Here is a 15,651-nt window from a genome sequence, read left to right on the forward strand (position 1 = left end):
TTTTGTTTTTATTTGTACTCCCGCAGGTCTCAATTGTTCTTGCCATTCTCGGCCTTCATGGCGTTGTAGCCAATCAGCACGGTCCAGACATAGGCGCAGGTCTTGGGGATCATCAGCATACCGATCAGGGGGTTGACATCTGCCCACAGCACCACCGGGAGATAGAAACCGAAGCTCAGCACGATGGTCAGCCACATCCAGCGGAAAGCCTGATCCTTGTGTTCCTTGGCACTGTGGTAGAACAGCACGATGATCAGCAGGCCCAGCAGTGCAAAGGGGATGTTGCGCAGGATGCCCCAGGTCAGCGGGGTGTGGTTGGTCAGCCACTGGTTCTGCGGCATCATGCACAGCACGATGCGCACAGCGGAAAGGGCGTACACGGCGATGGTCAGATCCTTCTGGCCCTCGATCTGGTAGCGCTTGCGCCAGACGTAGTACAGCAGTACATAGAACACGGTCATGGTCACGGAGGTGATCCACTTGCCCAGGCCCAGAGGCACAGCGTAGCTCTCCAGGCCGGTGGTGCACAGTGCCAGTGCACGGGGCACCAGATGGAAGGAGTCACCTGCGCCCAGCACCACGGCCATCAGGCCGAACAGGCGGAACTGGGTGTTGTCCTTGCTGCCGCGGATCATGCGGATGCCTACGGTCAGCACGGTGACCAGATAGAAGATGTCGAAAACGGTCTCAATGATTGCTCTCATAAGAATGTTGCTCCTTTACGGTTGGTTTGTTTTGCTGCTCTATCGCGATCCGGTCAGCGATTGCCGGCCGGACTGCATCGTTGTGATGTGCAGGCTGCCGTGGGTGGAATGCTGGGGGAGATGTCCCGCATCACTCAATATGAACATTGTTCACTTTTGGCCGTAAAAAACTCCCACAAGACTGTGGGATGTTTTTTACACTTCATAAATGGCCCTGCGGATGATCTCCAATACCGTTGTGGGGTCAAAATCCTGCTGCACCACGGCAGAAAGCATGAGGGAGAACAGGATGCCCGCAAATTTCTGGCGGGTGAACTCCTCAGTAAATGCGTCTGGCCGGATCTTTTTGTCCCTGGTCAGCACCATGGTCAGCGCATCCAGGATGTGCTGCCAGGTCTGCCGCATCTGCTGCTTGCCATCGGCGGTATCCTGCCGCACAAAGCCAAGCGCGTGGTGGGTGAAGAAGCCGGGGTACTGCTCAGAACCGTACTCCATCTGCCGGTACATCCAGCGGATGCAGGACAGGGTATCCTCAAACACCGCCGGGTCGTCCGGGTGGCGGAAGATATCGCTCCAGATGCTTTCCACCGCCGCGCTCACCAGATCGGTCTTGGAACCGAAGTAGTTGTAGATGCACCCCACGGATACCCCGCAGGCTGCTGCCACTGCACGGATGTTGACCGCTTCCCATCCATTCTGCTGGATGAGGACCCGGCTCGTTTTCAGGATCTCCTCCTTGGACGTTGCCATCGGATTCGTATGACCACCTCCTCAACATGAACGCTGTTCACGATGCGTAGTATAGCGCTGTTCCTGCCCCTTGTCAAGGGGGTAAAATAGATTTTTTTCGCCGCATTGCTTGCAAAAAAAGGGGCGGCAGAGTAAAATATATAGTATATGTATCGTAACATGGGTCTGTGTGCCCCAAAGCGGATACATATACGAAGAATGTCCGCAGAAAACCCTTTGGAATACGAGGAAAAAAGCATGATTTTGAGCATGACCGGTTTTGGCCGGGGAACTGCTGTGCGCAATGGCCGTGAGATCACGGTGGAGCTGCGCAGCGTCAATTCCCGGTACTTTGAGTATTCTTCCCGGATGCCCCGCACCTGCAGCTATCTGGACAGCCGCCTGAAAAAGCAGCTGAACGAGCGGGTGACCCGCGGCAAGGTAGAACTGAGCCTGACGGTGCAGACCGTGGATGCCGCCGATACCGTGGTGGCTGTGAATCAGGAGCTGGCCAGGAGCTACCAGCAGGCCCTGCGGGACCTGTCTGAGACGCTGGAGGTCAAGAACGATGTGACCGCCGGGATGATCGCCCGCTTTCCCGATGTGCTGACCACCCGCCACGCCGATGTGGATGAGGAGCAGCTGTGGGAGGATGTTTCCGCTGTCACTGCCCAGGCGCTGGACCGCTTTGTGGAGATGCGCGCCGCTGAGGGTGCCAAGATGAAGGCTGACGTGGAGAACCGCCTGCGCTTTCTGGAGGAATGCGTGGGCCGGGTGGAGACCCTGAGCGCCGGTCGGGTGGAGAACTACACCAACCGCCTGTACGAAAAGCTCAAGGTCATTCTGGAGGACCGGAACATCGATGATGCCCGTGTCCTGACCGAGGCCGCCATCTTTGGCGACAAGACCGCCGTGGATGAGGAGACCGTCCGCCTGCGCAGCCACATCGCCCAGTACCGTTCCATTTTGGAGCTGGACGAGCCCGTGGGCCGCAAGCTGGATTTCCTGACCCAGGAGCTGAACCGTGAGACCAATACCATCGGTTCCAAGTGTCAGGATCTGGATATCACCCGCATCGTGGTGGATATGAAGGCGGAGATCGAGAAGATCCGTGAGCAGATCCAGAATCTGGAGTAAACCCTGAGATTCAGATGGTTCGGAGGAAAAGATGAAACTGATCAACATCGGCTTTGGCAATCTGGTCAGCGCGGGCCGGGTGGTGGCTGTGGTCAGCCCCGATTCTGCCCCGGTCAAGCGTCTGGTCAAGGAAGCGCGGGAGCGGGGGATGCTCATTGATGCGTCCTATGGCCGCAGCACCCGCGCCGTCCTCATCATGGACTCCGACCACGTTGTCCTTTCAGCTCTTCAGCCCGAAACGGTGGCCAGCCGTGCCGCCGGTCAGGCCGAGGGCAAAACAGTGACAGAAGAGGAGCAGTAAGACCATGGAAAATGAAAAATATCTGTTTGTCGTTTCCGGTGCCGCCGGTACCGGAAAGGACAGTGTGGTCAGCGCTTTGCGCAAGGCCCACCCCGAAATCGAAAAAACGGTTTCTGCCACCACCCGTTCCCCCCGCCCCGGGGAGCAGGAAGGGGTAGACTACTACTACCGCACCAAGGAGCAGTTCCAGCAGCTCATCGATCAGGATGAGGTCGTGGAGCACAACTTCTTCAACGGCAACTACTACGGCACCCTGAAGGAAGAGGTCAACAAGCGGCTGAACGCGGGCAAGCTGGTGGTCATGGTCATCGATGTGCATGGTGCGGCCAATATCCGCCGCATGTATCCCGGTGCCACCACCATCTTCCTGCTGCCCCCCTCCACCCAGGAGCTGGAGCGCCGCCTGCGTGGCCGCGGCACCGAGACCGAGGAGAGCATCCGGGAGCGCCTGGAGATCGCCCGCAATGAGCTGGCCCAGCAGGACAAATTCACCCTCAAGCTGGTCAACGACGAGGTGGATGCCTGCGCCGCCAGACTCTATGATGTTATCTGCCAGCGTGCGGGCCTGACCCGCTAAATCGCTTTGAAGGAGCTGCCTGAATGCCCAAAACGGTAGGCGTTGCAGTGAGCAACGCGACCTTTCATTTCGACAAACTCTATACCTATGCCGTCATGCCCGACCAGCAGGATACCGTCCGGCTGGGCAGCATGGTGCTGGTGCCCTTCGGGCGGGGGAGCCGTGCCCGGATGGGCGTGGTGCTGGCCTGCGATGCCGAACCGGAGAGCGCAAAGCTCAAGTTCCTGTTCGATGTGGCCCCGGCCTCTGCCTGCCTCACCCCGGAGCTGCTGCGGCTGGTGCACTTTTTGAAGGAGCGCACCTTCTGCACCTACTACGAGGCCGTCAAGGCGGTCATCCCCTACGGCGCGCAGTACAAGCCCACCGTGGCGGAGGACGGCGTGACCCCGGTGCTTCAAAAGCAGCTCGTCCGCCACACGGAAAATGCCTACAAGCTGGTGGGCACGCTGCCCCCAAAGCCCAGGCCGACCGCCAAGCAGCTGGCCGCAGTGGCCCTGCTGGCCGGGGGAGAGCGCACCCTGTCTGCATTGGAGGAAAAGGGCATCAGCCGGGCGGTGCTGGACAACCTCTGCGCCAAGGGCGTGCTGGAATGCAGCAAGGTGAACAAATCCATCGACCTGTATTCTTCCATCCCGCTGAAGAACGAGCCCATCCTTCTCACGGAGGAGCAGCAGGCCGCCTATGACGCGCTGCTGCCCGGGCTGGAGGATGCAGCCCCGCACTCGGCCTTGCTCTACGGCGTGACCGGCAGCGGCAAAACGCTGGTGTTCCTGAAGCTCATCGAGCACTGCCTGCAGATGGGCCGCCGGGCGCTGGTGCTGGTGCCTGAGATCAGCCTGACCCCTCAGATGATCCTGCGGCTGAAAAGCCAATTTGGCAAGCGGGTGGCCGTGCAGCATTCCGCCCTCAACCACACCGAGCGCCTGCTCCAATGGCAGATGATCCAGGACGGCGGCGCGGATATCGTGGTGGGCACCCGCAGCGCAATCTTCTCCCCGCTGGAAAACATCGGCCTTGTCATCATTGATGAGGAGCAGGAGCACACCTACCGCTCCGAATCCGCGCCCCGCTACTCGGCCCACGAGGTGGCCCGGCAGCGCGCGGCGGAGAACGGGGCCCTGCTCCTGCTGGCCAGCGCCACCCCCAGCACCGAGAGCTATTATGCCGCCCAGCATGGCCGCACCCAGCTGGTGCGCCTGACCAAACGCTATGGCGGCAACCCGCTGCCCAAAGTCCAGATCGTGGATATGCGGGCCGAGCTTGCCTCCGGCAACCCCCGGGAGATCAGCCTTGCCATGGAGGATGCCATCCGGCACAACCTTGAGGCAGGCAAGCAGACCATCCTGCTGCTCAACCGCCGGGGTTACCAGACCGTGGCCCAGTGCGAGGACTGCCGCGAGGTGCTCAAATGCCAGAAGTGCAGCGTGCCCATGGTCTACCACAAATCGGCCCACAAGCTGCTCTGCCATTACTGCGGCAGCCAGATGGACCCGCCCCCTGCCAGATGCCCCGCCTGCGGCGGAAAACTGCAGTACCGGGGCTTTGGCACCCAGAAGGCCGAGGAGGAGCTGGCAAAGCTCTTTCCGGAGGCCCGTATCCTGCGGATGGATCAGGATACCACCGCCGCCAAGGATGCCCATGAAAAGCTGCTGGCAAAGTTTGCCCGGCATGAATATGACATCATGGTGGGCACCCAGATGGTGGCCAAGGGGCTGGATTTCGAGGATGTGACGCTGGTGGGCGTGTTGGGCATCGATTCGCTCCTGTTTGCCCAGGGCTTCCGGGCCTATGAGACCGTGTTCAGCCTCGTCACGCAGGTGGTGGGCCGGAGCGGCCGGGCAAAAGACCCTGGCTTTGCCATCATCCAGACCACCGACCCGGACAACCCGGTGCTCAACCTTGCCGCAGCGCAGGACTACGACGCGTTCTTCGAGCAGGAGATCGCCTACCGGAAGCTGGGGCTTTATCCGCCCTTCTGCGGGCTCTGCGTTGTGGGCTTTGCCGGGCCAAAGGAGAGCGAGGTGGCCCGGGCTTCCGCCCGCTTTGCGGCCCTGCTGGGCCGGCAGGCGGCCAAGCAGCCCGACCTGCCCCTGCGGGTGCTGGGCCCCACCCCCGGCAGCATTGAAAAGATCAACGATTCCTACCGCTATAAACTCACCGTCAAGTGCCGCAACGACCGCCGTTTCCGGGACCTTATCCGGGAAACGCTGACCCTCTACGAGCAGGAAAAACTGCCCGGCAAGGCCACTGTTGTGGTCGATCTGCACTCGGACGGGGATATCTGATACAACACAACAAATTTTGGAGGTACCACTATGGCTATCCGCAATATCGTAAAAGAGGGCGACCCCATCCTGAACAAGGTCTGCCGCCCCGTGACCAACTTTGACGACCGCCTTGCCACCCTGCTGGATGACATGCGGGAGACGATGATCGCCGCCGACGGCGTGGGTCTGGCAGGCCCTCAGGTGGGCATGCTGCGCCGCATCTTCGTGGTGTGGGACACCACCGATGCCCCCGAGGAGATCCCCGAGGATTATGAGTACAAGTTCATCGACTTCGTCAACCCCGAGATCCTGGCTGTTTCTGAGGATGAGGAGACCGCCTACGAGGGCTGCCTGTCCTTCCCCGGCCACAACGGTGCCGTGACCCGTCCCGTTGCCGTCAAGGTGCGTGCACAGGACCGCAACGGCAACTGGTTCGAGCTGGAGGCCGAAAACCTGCTGGCCCGCTGCATCCAGCACGAGAACGACCATCTGGACGGCATTACCATCATGGAGTCCAGCGAGTATTTCTACGAGGACACCGAGGAGGGCAAAAAGGCTGCCCGTGAAGCGAAAGGAAACAACTGATGCGCATTCTGTTCATGGGAACCCCGGATATCGCCGCGGAGTGCCTGAAGGCCCTGTATGCTGCCGGTCACGAGATCTGCGGCGTGTACACCCGGCGGGATAAGCCGGTGGGCCGCAAGCAGGTGCTCACCGCGCCCCCGGTCAAGGAAGTTGCTCTGGAGCATGGGACCCCCGTGTTCCAGCCCCGCACCCTGCGGGACGGCAGCGAGGATGCCAACATCCGGGCGCTGGCCCCTGACCTCATCGTGGTGGTGGCCTACGGCTGCATCCTGCCCAAATCCGTGCTGGAAGCTCCGAAGTATGGCTGCATCAACCTGCATGTGTCCCTGCTGCCCAAGTACCGCGGCAGCGCCCCCGTGCAGTGGGCTGTTCTAAACGGCGACACCGAGACCGGCGTTTCCATCATGCAGATGGACGAGGGACTGGACACCGGCGATGTGCTGGTCTGCGAGAAGATCGCCATCGGCCCGGAGGAGACCAGCGGCGAGCTGTTCGACCGGGTCACCGCCGTAGGTGCCCGCGTCCTCTGTGAGGCGGTGCCCGCCATGGAAGCTGGCACCCTCAAGCCCCAGCCCCAGCAGCATGAGAATGCCACCCTGGCCCCCATGCTGGACAAGGAGCTGGCAGAGTTCAGGCTGACCGATACTGCCGCGCACATCCACAACTGGGTGCGCGGCATGAACCCCTGGCCCATGGCCTGGTTCGTGACCGCAGGCGGCAAAAAGGTCAAGGTGACCGAGTGCCGCGTGGCCGCCTCCAACGGTGAGGCTCCCGGCACGGTGCTTTCCACAAAGCCCCTGACGGTGGCCTGTGCCGATGGCGCGGTCCAGCTGCTCCATGTGGTGCCTGAGGGCAAAAAGCCGATGGATGGCACCTCCTTTGCGGCCGGTCTGCGTCTCAAAGCGGGGGATACCCTCTGATGGCGGCCAATCCACGGGCAGCGGCAGTGGCTGCACTGGTCCGGCAGGAGCAGGACGGCTTCTCGAACCTTGTGCTGGATGCCGAACTCCGCCGCCAGAAACTGGAGGGCCGGGATAAGGCCTTTGCCGGTGCCATCTTCTACACCGTGCTGGAACATCAGGGCACGCTGGATTTCATTCTGGAACAGTTCCTGCCCAAGGGCCTTGCCAGGCTGGACCCGCAGGTGCGCGAGATCCTGCGGGCCGCGCTGGCGCAGGCCCGCTATATGCAGGTGCCGGTGTCGGCTGCGGTGAACGAGGCTGTCAAGCTGACCCGCACCTTCAAAAAGGCGAGTGCGTCCGGGCTGGTCAATGCCGTCCTGCGCAAGGCCTGCAATTATGATCTGGAAACTGCCCGCTTCCGGAACGAGACCCAGCGCCTCATGGTGCTGGGCTCTGCGGGGCAGGATGTGGCAGAGTTTCTGCGCACCCATTACCCCGAGGAGGCGCTGGGCATCCTGACCCACACCGCCGACGGCGGCTGCACCAGCCTGCGGGCCAACTGCCTGAAAATGGATGCCGCAGCCCTCTGCGAAAAACTGCTGGAAAGCGGCGTGAAGAGCGCGCAGCCCGGCCTTGTGCCCGGCAGCGTGCTGGCAAAGTTTGAGGGCAGCCCGGCGGAGCACCCGCTCTTCAAGGAGGGCTGTTTCCATGTGGAGGGGCAGGCCAGCCAGCTGGCAGCCCTCTGTGTGGAGGCAAAGCCCGGCGATACCGTGATCGACCTCTGCGCGGCACCCGGCGGTAAAACGCTGCTGCTGGCCGAGGAGATGCAGGGGCAGGGCGCACTGTACAGCTGCGATGTGGCAGAGCACCGGGTCGGGCTCATCCGGAGCGCTGTGGAACGGATGGGCTTTGCCCATGTCACCGCCCTGTGCAATGATGCCACCCGCCCCAACCCAAAGCTGCCCGCCGCAGACCGCATTCTGGTGGATGCCCCCTGCAGCGGCCTGGGTATTCTGGCAAAAAAGCCGGATATCCGCTATAAGACGCTGGAAAAAGCACGCCACGATGAATTATTGGCCACCCAGTCGTCCATTCTGGACACAGCAGCCGCTCTGCTGAAAGCGGGCGGGCGGCTGGTTTACTCCACCTGTACCATCGACCCCGCCGAGAACGAGGAGCAGGTGGCGGCATTCCTTGCCCGCCACCCGGAGTTCCGGGTGGTCCGGCCCGCTGTGGCGTTCCCTGACGGAATGACAGTGGGGGAGCACGGGGCGCTCTCGGTGCCCACCCGCACCGGGATGGACGGCTTTTTCCTCTGCGCCATGCAGAAAACGCAATGAACCCGCCGTCCGGTTCGTATTGATTCATAGGAGAATACCATGGAACAAAAACGCTGTATCTCTTCCCTGACACTGGCCGAGCTGACCGCTGCGCTGAAAGCTATGGGTCAGCCGGGCTTCCGGGCAAAGCAGATCTTCCACTGGGTGCACCAGAAGCTGGTCACCGAGTTTTCTGCCATGACCGACCAGCCCAAGACCCTGCTGGCAAAGCTGGAAGAGCAGTTTTACATTGCTGCCCCCAAGATCGAGCGCCGGCAGGAAGCCAAGGACGGCACCGTGAAATATCTGCTGCGGATGGCCGATGGCAACTGCATCGAGACCGTTGTCATGCGCTACCACTACGGCAACACGGTCTGCGTCTCCACGCAGGTGGGCTGCCGGATGGGCTGCCGCTTCTGCGCCTCCACCCAGGCAGGCCGGGTGCGCAACCTGGAAGCCGGTGAGATCTGCTCTGAGATCTATACCGCCCAGAAGGACATCGGGGAGCGCATCTCCCACATCGTCCTCATGGGCATCGGGGAACCGCTGGATAATTTTGACGAGGTCATGCGCTTCCTTGAGAACATCTCCTCCCCGGAGGGTGTGAACATCGGAATGCGCAACATCAGCCTTTCCACCTGCGGTCTGGTGCCCAAAATCGACCAACTGGCGGAGAAAAAGCTGCAGCTGACTCTTTCGGTCTCCCTGCACGCCCCCAACAACGAGATCCGCAGCGGCATGATGCCGGTCAATGATGCCTACCCCGTGGAGGTGCTGATGCCCGCCGTCCGCCGCTATCAGGAGACCACGGGCCGCCGGGTCAGCTTTGAGTATTCGATGGTGCGCGGTGTCAATGATTCCGATGCCTGTGCCAGACAGCTGGCCGACCTCATCCGGGGCATGGGTGCTCATGTGAACCTCATTCCCATCAACCCGGTGGACGGAAGCCCCTACTCGGCTACCGATGCCGCCAATGTCCAGCGCTTCCAGAAAAAGCTGGAGAGCCTGGGGGTCAACGCCACGGTACGCCGCCGTCTTGGCAGCGAGATCAGCGCCGCCTGCGGCCAGCTGCGCCGGGACGAAATGAATGGTAAGGCGTAAATCGCAAGAGGAGAAGCCTATGAAACTAGCAGGAAAAACGGATGTGGGCCGCGTCCGGCAGGAAAATCAGGATGATTACCGTGCCGGGGAGCTGCCTGGCGGTGCTGTCTGGGCACTGGTGTGTGATGGTATGGGCGGTGCCAAAGGCGGCCGCGAGGCCTCACAGGGGGCCTGCAATGTCATCGAACAGGTGTTTCAGGAGCAGTACGCCCAGTGCGGAGCAGGGCAGGAGGGAGCTTTTTTGAAAAAGGCCCTCATCAGTGCCAACCGCTATGTGTTCAACAAAGCCGCCCACGAGGAATCGCTGGCCGGTATGGGCACCACGGCAGTCTGTGCCCTGGTGCGGGGTGGGGAAGCCACCCTCTGCCACGCGGGCGATTCCCGCGCCTACCTCTGCCGGGACGGTAAACTGACCCAGCTCACCCACGACCACTCCTATGTGCAGGAGCTGGTGGACTGCGGTACCATCACGGAGGAGGAGGCCGAGCATCATCCCCAGAAGAACATCATCACCAGGGCGCTGGGCGTGGATTACCGGCTGGAGCCGGAGGTCACTTCGGTGCAGCTGCAGGCAAAGGATCTGCTGCTGCTCTGCTCGGACGGCCTGACCAACATGGTGCCGGTGGAGCAGATGGAGCAGCTGCTGGCGCAGGGCCCGTTCTACGACCTGCCCGATCGGCTGGTGGATGCCGCCAACGAGAACGGCGGCTCTGACAACATCACCGCCCTGCTGCTGGCTGTGGAACCTACGGAGGTGCACCATGGATAACCTGATCGGCAAAACGCTGGATGGTCTGTACACGGTGCGGGAGCTCATCGGCACCGGCGGCATGGCCAATGTCTACAAGGCCGTTGTAGGGCCGGGCGGCCCAGTGCCGGAGGGCACGGTCGTGGCCGTTAAGGTGCTGCGGCAGGAGCTCATGCACGACCCCGACCTTGTGCGCCGTTTCAAGAACGAGTCCAAGGCCATCTCGCTGCTCAACCACCCCAACATCGTCAAGGTGTATGATGTCTCGGTGAGCGACCATCTGCAGTATATCGTCATGGAATATGTGGACGGTATGACCCTGCGCGAGTATCTGAACGAGCGGGGCGGCAAGCTGACCAGCCGGGAGACCGTTCACTTTATCTCTCAGATCCTGAAAGCGCTGGACCATGCCCACCACAACGGCGTGGTGCACCGGGACATCAAGCCCCAGAACATCATGCTGCTGGACAACGGCCAGCTGCGGATGATGGATTTCGGCATTGCCCGCATCTCCCGGGCTGAGAACCAGCTCTCGGGCGGCAAGGCCATGGGCAGCGTCCACTATATCAGCCCGGAGCAGGCCAAGGGCGATGAGACCGACTTCACCAGTGACCTCTATTCGGTGGGCGTGATGATGTACGAGATGCTCTCGGGGCATCTGCCCTTCGATGCCGATGACGTGGTGGAGGTGGCCATCAAGCAGATCTCGGATCAGCCCAGGAGCCTGCGGGAACTGGCTCCCTGGGTGCCGGTGGGGCTGGTGGAGATCACCGAGCGCGCCATGGCAAAGCGGCCCGAAAACCGCTACAAGAGCGCCGCTGAGATGCTGGAAGCCCTCAACGCCTATGTAGAGAACCCGGCCATCGTGTTCAACTACACCTATCTCCCCGATGAAATTCCTGAAAAGGTGGTGGAACCCCCTATGCCCAGAAAAGAATCCCGTCCGGAGCGCGGCAGTGCCCCGGCAAAAGGCAGAAAAAAGAAAAAGCGCACCGTGTTCCTGCCGGTGCTGTTTGGCATCACCGTGGCCTTTGCACTGGCCTGCGCGGCCCTGTGCTGGATGATCCTGAATGATTCCAGCTCCCTGATGGGGGAAAAGGCTGATGTGGTGCTGGCAGATTACAGCGGCATGACCCAGGATGAGGTCAACGCTTCCCAGCAGGTGGCATCCGGCCAGATCGTCATCAACTGGGAGCAGGCTTACAGCAACGATTACGCCGCCGGTTACGTCTACCGGCAGTCCCCGGTGGCGGGCCGCACCGTCCGCGAGGGCCAGAGCGTGACCCTGACCGTCAGCCTGGGCATCCAGTATGTCACCGTGCCGGATGTCTCCAACTATGTGCAGGCAGATGGTGAGCAGCAGCTCAAGGATCTGGGGGTCTCTGTTTTGATCACCCAGGCGGTGGAACCCAGCGTGGCCGCAGGCTCCATCATCCGCACCGAACCTGCTGCGGGCAGTCAGGTGGCCGCAGGCTCCACAGTGGTGGTCTATGTCAGCCGCCCGCAGGTCAACACCACGGCCAAGGTGCCTGCCCTGACCGGTCTCAAGAGCGTGAACGATGCCCGCTCCGTGCTGGTGCAGAACAAGCTGGGCCTTGGCAGCACCACCGAGCAGTACAGCGACCAGCCCGCCGGTACCATCATCGGCCAGAGCCCGGCGGCAGGATCTACCGTCAAGGTGAACAGCCGTGTCAGCATTACCGTGAGCGCAGGCCCCGAGCCGGTGCCTGAGACCCCGGCTGAACAGCCGGGCAGCTCCTCCAGCGATTGGTGGAGCGGCCTGATCGGGGGCAGCTCTTCCAGCAGCGGCGATTCTTCCAGCAGTGAGAGCACCGGCCTGGGCGACTGGTGGAGCGCGCTGCTGTCCTGAGGGAGGAACGGATGAAGGGATATATCGTAAAAGGAATTGGCGGCTTTTACTACGTCAAGACCGAAGAGGGTGTGATCGAGTGCAAGCCCCGGGGCATCTTCCGCAAACAGAAGATCACCCCCGTGGCGGGCGATGAAGTGACGCTGGAGACCGAGAACGGCGCGGCAGTCATTGCCGAGATCGCACCCCGCAAAAACGTGTTTGTCCGGCCGCCTGTGGCCAATCTGGATGTGCTGTTCCTTGTGGCCAGCACCACCCAGCCTACCCCCAGCACGCTGGTGCTGGACAAGCTCTCGGCCATCGCCGTGGACAAGGGGGTGCAGCCCGTCATCGTCTGCACCAAGGCTGACCTTGGTGAGGTGGAGTTCCTGCGCAGCGCCTATGAAAGATCTACTCTGCCCTTCATTGCCATCCGCTACGACAGCGGGGAAGGGCTGGACGAGGTCAGGCAGTGGATCAGCGGGCGGCTCTGCGCCTTCTGCGGCAACTCCGGTGTAGGCAAATCGACCCTGCTGAACACCCTGCTGCCTCAGGCCGAGCGGGAGACCAGCGCCATCAGCCAGAAGCTGGGGCGCGGCCGCCATACCACCCGCGAGGTGACCATCTTTGAGGCCTTTGGGGGCCGCATTGCGGATACCCCCGGTTTTGCCAGCCTGGAAGCCAACCGCGCCGGGTTCATCCCCAAGGAGAATCTGGAGCACGCCTTCCCGGAGTTCGGGCCCTACCTTGGGCAGTGTCAGTTCACGGGCTGCTCCCACCGCACGGAAAAGGGCTGTGCCATCCGTGCCGCTCTGGCCGAGGGAAAACTCTCCCAGACCCGGTACGACAGCTATTGTGCCATGTATGAGGAAGTCAAGGATGTCAAGGACTGGCAGAGGAGGGGAATGTGATGCGCTGCGTGATCCTCTCGGCCTGCCCAGTCTCGCCGGAGCTGAAGCGTCTGCTCCGCCCCGATGATTTCATCATCGCCTGTGATGCAGGCTATCGCAACTGCGCGCCGCTGGGCTGCAAGCCCAATATCATCCTGGGAGATTTCGATACCGCTCCCTGTCCGGTGCAGCAGAACGACGATATCATCGTCCTGCCTCACGTCAAGGACGACACCGACACCGAATATGCCGCCAAGCTTGCCAGTGAGAAGGGCTTTACCGAGGTGCTTCTTCTGGGGGCGCTGGGCGGCAGGCGGATCGAGCATACCCTCTCGAATCTTGCCACCGGCCTTGGGCTGGAAGAACGGGGCGTGCGGGCAACGCTTCAGGATGAGCGCAGCCGCATCACCTTTGTCCGCTCCGGCGAGACCCGTGCCTACCCGAAGGAGGAATTTTTCTACTTCTCCGCTTTCCCCATGGAGGGCAGGGCGGAAGGCGTGTGTGAGCGCGGTTCCTATTATGAGCTCACCGATGATGTGCTGGTGGCCGGTTACCCGCTGGGAGTCAGCAATGAGTATGCCGAAGGCTCAGACTGCATCACCATCTCCACCCGCAAGGGGGCGCTGGTGGTCGTGGAAACGGTGCCGGATACACCGATCCTGACCGGGAACAAGGCCTGAGCCGCACACTTTGCCGTCCTGCCGCTTATACTGTGGTATCACACCACGAAAGGCGGGAGAGCGATGCAGGTGGTCGTTATCAAAAGCCCGAAGTGTCTGCGCGGCGTTCTGCGCAGGCTGTTCGGCATCAAAAAGGGATAAGAAAAATACCGGGGCAGGCGGCTGCTCCGGTATTTTTTGTGGCACATCATTCTTTTGTGGTATAGGTCAGATCCAGCACCGGGCCAAAGGGGTCAAAGATGAGGTTCTGGATGCCGGGTGCGATCAGCAGGCGCTTCTGCTGGGCAAACAGAGGAACCGCCACGGCATCGCTGAGCAGCTGGCGCTCACAATCGCCCAGCAGGCGGCAGCGGGAGCTTCCGGTGGCCTGGGTGCTGGCCTGCAGCTGGGTGGCATACAGGGAATCTGCATAGCCGGTCAGGCCGCCGCCCGCTGCGGTGAACTGGTTCAGCATGTTGTACACACTGCCGCCCTCGGCGCTGATGGGGGCCAAGGCGATGGTGTAGTCCCCCTCGGCCAGCCGTTTCGCAAAGGTCTCCTCATCCACTTCCTCTACGGAGAAGAAGAGGGAAAACTCCTTTTGCCACACGCCATTGATCTCCTCGGCGGCGCTGGTCACGCCGGAACCGGCAGGCACCATCAGGCTGACCTTGTTGAAGTCGGAGGTGGTCAGCGTCTGCCGCGCCGTGAGGTAGAGCGCTCGGGCATCCACCGCGGCGGGAGTCACATCCCCGGCGGTATCCCGGTAGTTCATGCCGTCCACAGTCAGGCCGTCCGGTACCAGACCGTTGGCGGCGGCATAGAGCCCGCCGTCCGGCACCTCGGCTGCACCCCGCGCGGCGGAGGCCAGTGCCTGCCGCAGCTCGGTGGAAGCAAACACGCTGCTGCAGTTGAACAGCAGGCTCCATGTGGTATCGGAGTAGGAGAGGGAAGTCAGGGTGGTGGGCGCGGCGGTGTCGTCCGGGGCGGCAGAGCACTTCTCGTTGGCAATCAGCTCTGCGGCGGACTGCCCGGCGCTGTTGGTGTTCTGCACCAGCCGCAGGCTGTCGATGAGGCTGCCCGAGGGGGCACGCCGCAGGAACAGGCCGCTGGCTGTCCAGTTGTAGATGTAAAAGCTGCCGCTGGAAAGGGTGGACGAAGCATTCAGACCGTAGGTGCCCCGGGTGGAATTGAAAAATTCCTCATCGCAGGGCATGGCACCGGGCAGGGTGAGCTTCTCGAGGAAGTTGTCATCGGCACTGCTCAGGTGGAACACCAGCGTCAGCGGCCCGGAGGCCGTGACTCCCAGCGCACTCTCGGGCATCTGACCGGCCAGCACGGCGGCGCTGTTTTCAAGGGCCGCAAACTCCACCGCGTAGGGGGCGTTGGTCTCCGCCCGGAACAAGCGCCGGAACGCGAACACAAAATCCTCGGCGGTGATGGCGTAGTCAGTGGCGTTGCCCTTGGCAGCGGTGTAAGTCAGGCCGTCCTTGAGGTAGAAGGTGTAGGTGAGGCCGTCGGAGGACTTCTCCCACCGTTCGCAGAGGGCAGGCTCATATTTGCCGCTGGGATCTTTGCGGACAAGGCCGCTGTACAGGTTCTCGCAGGCGATGACATCCGCAGAAGCCGAGGCCACCTGCGGGTCAAGGTTGGCCGGGATGCTGTCCACGAACCAGGTGAAGCTGTTGGAGCCCGAACCACAGCCGGTCAGGGCAAAAACAAACGCAATGGTCAGCACCACTGCGGAAAAGCGGATCAGGGAATGTTTCAAGAAAATGCGCTCCTTGTAAAATGATACGATTAAAGTATAGCGGAAACGGTCGGAAAAGACAATCGACATTTTGTGAATTCAGATAGGATTTCGGTGCATCTGGGGCCAGAAC

The 15,651-nt window shown here is 61.7% G+C and carries 15 protein-coding genes; 12 read left to right on the top strand and 3 right to left on the bottom strand.

Annotation, left to right across the window (positions count from 1 at the left end; translation table 11 throughout):
* Positions 1 to 29 precede the first annotated feature (29 nt).
* Together GXM22_RS06895 and GXM22_RS06900 are read right to left on the bottom strand one after the other, a co-directional pair.
* Positions 30 to 704 (bottom strand): hypothetical protein, encoded by a 675-nt coding sequence (locus tag GXM22_RS06895; protein ID WP_005932674.1) that lies wholly within the window; start codon positions 702 to 704, stop codon positions 30 to 32.
* 195 nt (positions 705 to 899) lie between these two features.
* The gene (locus GXM22_RS06900) at positions 900 to 1,454 is read right to left on the bottom strand and encodes a TetR/AcrR family transcriptional regulator (RefSeq protein WP_005932677.1); all 555 of its coding nucleotides are present in this window, start codon (positions 1,452 to 1,454) and stop codon (positions 900 to 902) included.
* 237 nt (positions 1,455 to 1,691) lie between these two features.
* On the opposite strand from GXM22_RS06900, the gene GXM22_RS06905 reads away from it, so the two are divergent.
* The 12 genes from GXM22_RS06905 to GXM22_RS06960 are packed head-to-tail and all read left to right on the top strand — an operon-like array spanning position 1,692 to position 13,789.
* Entirely contained in the window at positions 1,692 to 2,570 is an 879-nt protein-coding gene (locus GXM22_RS06905) for a YicC/YloC family endoribonuclease (RefSeq protein WP_035394227.1), read from the top strand.
* 31 nt (positions 2,571 to 2,601) lie between these two features.
* Positions 2,602 to 2,871, top strand: a complete 270-nt coding sequence (locus GXM22_RS06910) for a DUF370 domain-containing protein (RefSeq protein ID WP_005932684.1) — start codon at positions 2,602 to 2,604, stop codon at positions 2,869 to 2,871.
* Positions 2,872 to 2,875: 4 nt separating this feature from the next.
* Positions 2,876 to 3,448, top strand: coding sequence for a guanylate kinase (gene gmk, locus GXM22_RS06915; RefSeq protein ID WP_005932687.1), 573 nt, complete (start codon positions 2,876 to 2,878; stop codon positions 3,446 to 3,448).
* 23 nt (positions 3,449 to 3,471) lie between these two features.
* Entirely contained in the window at positions 3,472 to 5,733 is a 2,262-nt protein-coding gene (gene priA / locus GXM22_RS06920; protein ID WP_099357196.1) for a replication restart helicase PriA, read from the top strand.
* Between the two features lie 30 nt (positions 5,734 to 5,763).
* Positions 5,764 to 6,300, top strand: coding sequence for a peptide deformylase (gene def / locus GXM22_RS06925; protein WP_005932693.1), 537 nt, complete (start codon positions 5,764 to 5,766; stop codon positions 6,298 to 6,300).
* Positions 6,300 to 7,220, top strand: a complete 921-nt coding sequence (gene fmt / locus GXM22_RS06930; protein WP_005932696.1) for a methionyl-tRNA formyltransferase — start codon at positions 6,300 to 6,302, stop codon at positions 7,218 to 7,220. The genes def and fmt overlap by 1 nt, the downstream gene beginning before the upstream one ends.
* Positions 7,220 to 8,542, top strand: a complete 1,323-nt coding sequence (rsmB, locus tag GXM22_RS06935) for a 16S rRNA (cytosine(967)-C(5))-methyltransferase RsmB (RefSeq protein WP_005932698.1) — start codon at positions 7,220 to 7,222, stop codon at positions 8,540 to 8,542. The genes fmt and rsmB overlap by 1 nt, the downstream gene beginning before the upstream one ends.
* A gap of 39 nt (positions 8,543 to 8,581) precedes the next feature.
* A complete protein-coding gene (gene rlmN / locus GXM22_RS06940; RefSeq protein ID WP_005932700.1) occupies positions 8,582 to 9,622 on the top strand; it encodes a dual-specificity RNA methyltransferase RlmN in 1,041 nt (346 codons plus the stop codon).
* Positions 9,623 to 9,641: 19 nt separating this feature from the next.
* The gene (locus GXM22_RS06945; RefSeq protein WP_035394038.1) at positions 9,642 to 10,391 is read left to right on the top strand and encodes a Stp1/IreP family PP2C-type Ser/Thr phosphatase; all 750 of its coding nucleotides are present in this window, start codon (positions 9,642 to 9,644) and stop codon (positions 10,389 to 10,391) included.
* On the top strand, positions 10,384 to 12,240 hold the full coding sequence (pknB, locus tag GXM22_RS06950; protein ID WP_005932703.1) for a Stk1 family PASTA domain-containing Ser/Thr kinase: 1,857 nt from the start codon (positions 10,384 to 10,386) through the stop codon (positions 12,238 to 12,240). The genes GXM22_RS06945 and pknB overlap by 8 nt, the downstream gene beginning before the upstream one ends.
* Positions 12,241 to 12,251: 11 nt before the next feature.
* Positions 12,252 to 13,130: a ribosome small subunit-dependent GTPase A gene (rsgA, locus tag GXM22_RS06955; protein WP_035394041.1), complete on the top strand. Its 879-nt coding sequence runs from the start codon at positions 12,252 to 12,254 to the stop codon at positions 13,128 to 13,130.
* Entirely contained in the window at positions 13,130 to 13,789 is a 660-nt protein-coding gene (locus GXM22_RS06960; protein ID WP_005932705.1) for a thiamine diphosphokinase, read from the top strand. The genes rsgA and GXM22_RS06960 overlap by 1 nt, the downstream gene beginning before the upstream one ends.
* A 187-nt stretch (positions 13,790 to 13,976) precedes the next feature.
* Here GXM22_RS06960 and GXM22_RS06965 read toward each other — a convergent pair whose 3' ends face one another.
* Positions 13,977 to 15,539: an ABC transporter substrate-binding protein gene (locus GXM22_RS06965; protein ID WP_035394046.1), complete on the bottom strand. Its 1,563-nt coding sequence runs from the start codon at positions 15,537 to 15,539 to the stop codon at positions 13,977 to 13,979.
* Positions 15,540 to 15,651: the final 112 nt, after the last annotated feature.

The sequence above is a fragment of the Faecalibacterium duncaniae genome (assembly GCF_010509575.1).
Taxonomy (GTDB): Bacteria; Bacillota; Clostridia; order Oscillospirales; family Ruminococcaceae; genus Faecalibacterium; species Faecalibacterium duncaniae.

Bases quoted from the DNA above. Each gene is read 5' to 3' on its own strand.
- GXM22_RS06895 (WP_005932674.1), bottom strand. From the start codon at position 704: ATGAGAGCAATCATTGAGACCGTTTTCGACATCTTCTATCTGGTCACC.
- GXM22_RS06900 (WP_005932677.1), bottom strand. From the start codon at position 1,454: ATGGCAACGTCCAAGGAGGAGATCCTGAAAACGAGCCGGGTCCTCATC.
- GXM22_RS06905 (WP_035394227.1), top strand. From the start codon at position 1,692: ATGATTTTGAGCATGACCGGTTTTGGCCGGGGAACTGCTGTGCGCAAT.
- GXM22_RS06910 (WP_005932684.1), top strand. From the start codon at position 2,602: ATGAAACTGATCAACATCGGCTTTGGCAATCTGGTCAGCGCGGGCCGG.
- gmk (WP_005932687.1), top strand. From the start codon at position 2,876: ATGGAAAATGAAAAATATCTGTTTGTCGTTTCCGGTGCCGCCGGTACC.
- priA (WP_099357196.1), top strand. From the start codon at position 3,472: ATGCCCAAAACGGTAGGCGTTGCAGTGAGCAACGCGACCTTTCATTTC.
- def (WP_005932693.1), top strand. From the start codon at position 5,764: ATGGCTATCCGCAATATCGTAAAAGAGGGCGACCCCATCCTGAACAAG.
- fmt (WP_005932696.1), top strand. From the start codon at position 6,300: ATGCGCATTCTGTTCATGGGAACCCCGGATATCGCCGCGGAGTGCCTG.
- rsmB (WP_005932698.1), top strand. From the start codon at position 7,220: ATGGCGGCCAATCCACGGGCAGCGGCAGTGGCTGCACTGGTCCGGCAG.
- rlmN (WP_005932700.1), top strand. From the start codon at position 8,582: ATGGAACAAAAACGCTGTATCTCTTCCCTGACACTGGCCGAGCTGACC.
- GXM22_RS06945 (WP_035394038.1), top strand. From the start codon at position 9,642: ATGAAACTAGCAGGAAAAACGGATGTGGGCCGCGTCCGGCAGGAAAAT.
- pknB (WP_005932703.1), top strand. From the start codon at position 10,384: ATGGATAACCTGATCGGCAAAACGCTGGATGGTCTGTACACGGTGCGG.
- rsgA (WP_035394041.1), top strand. From the start codon at position 12,252: ATGAAGGGATATATCGTAAAAGGAATTGGCGGCTTTTACTACGTCAAG.
- GXM22_RS06960 (WP_005932705.1), top strand. From the start codon at position 13,130: ATGCGCTGCGTGATCCTCTCGGCCTGCCCAGTCTCGCCGGAGCTGAAG.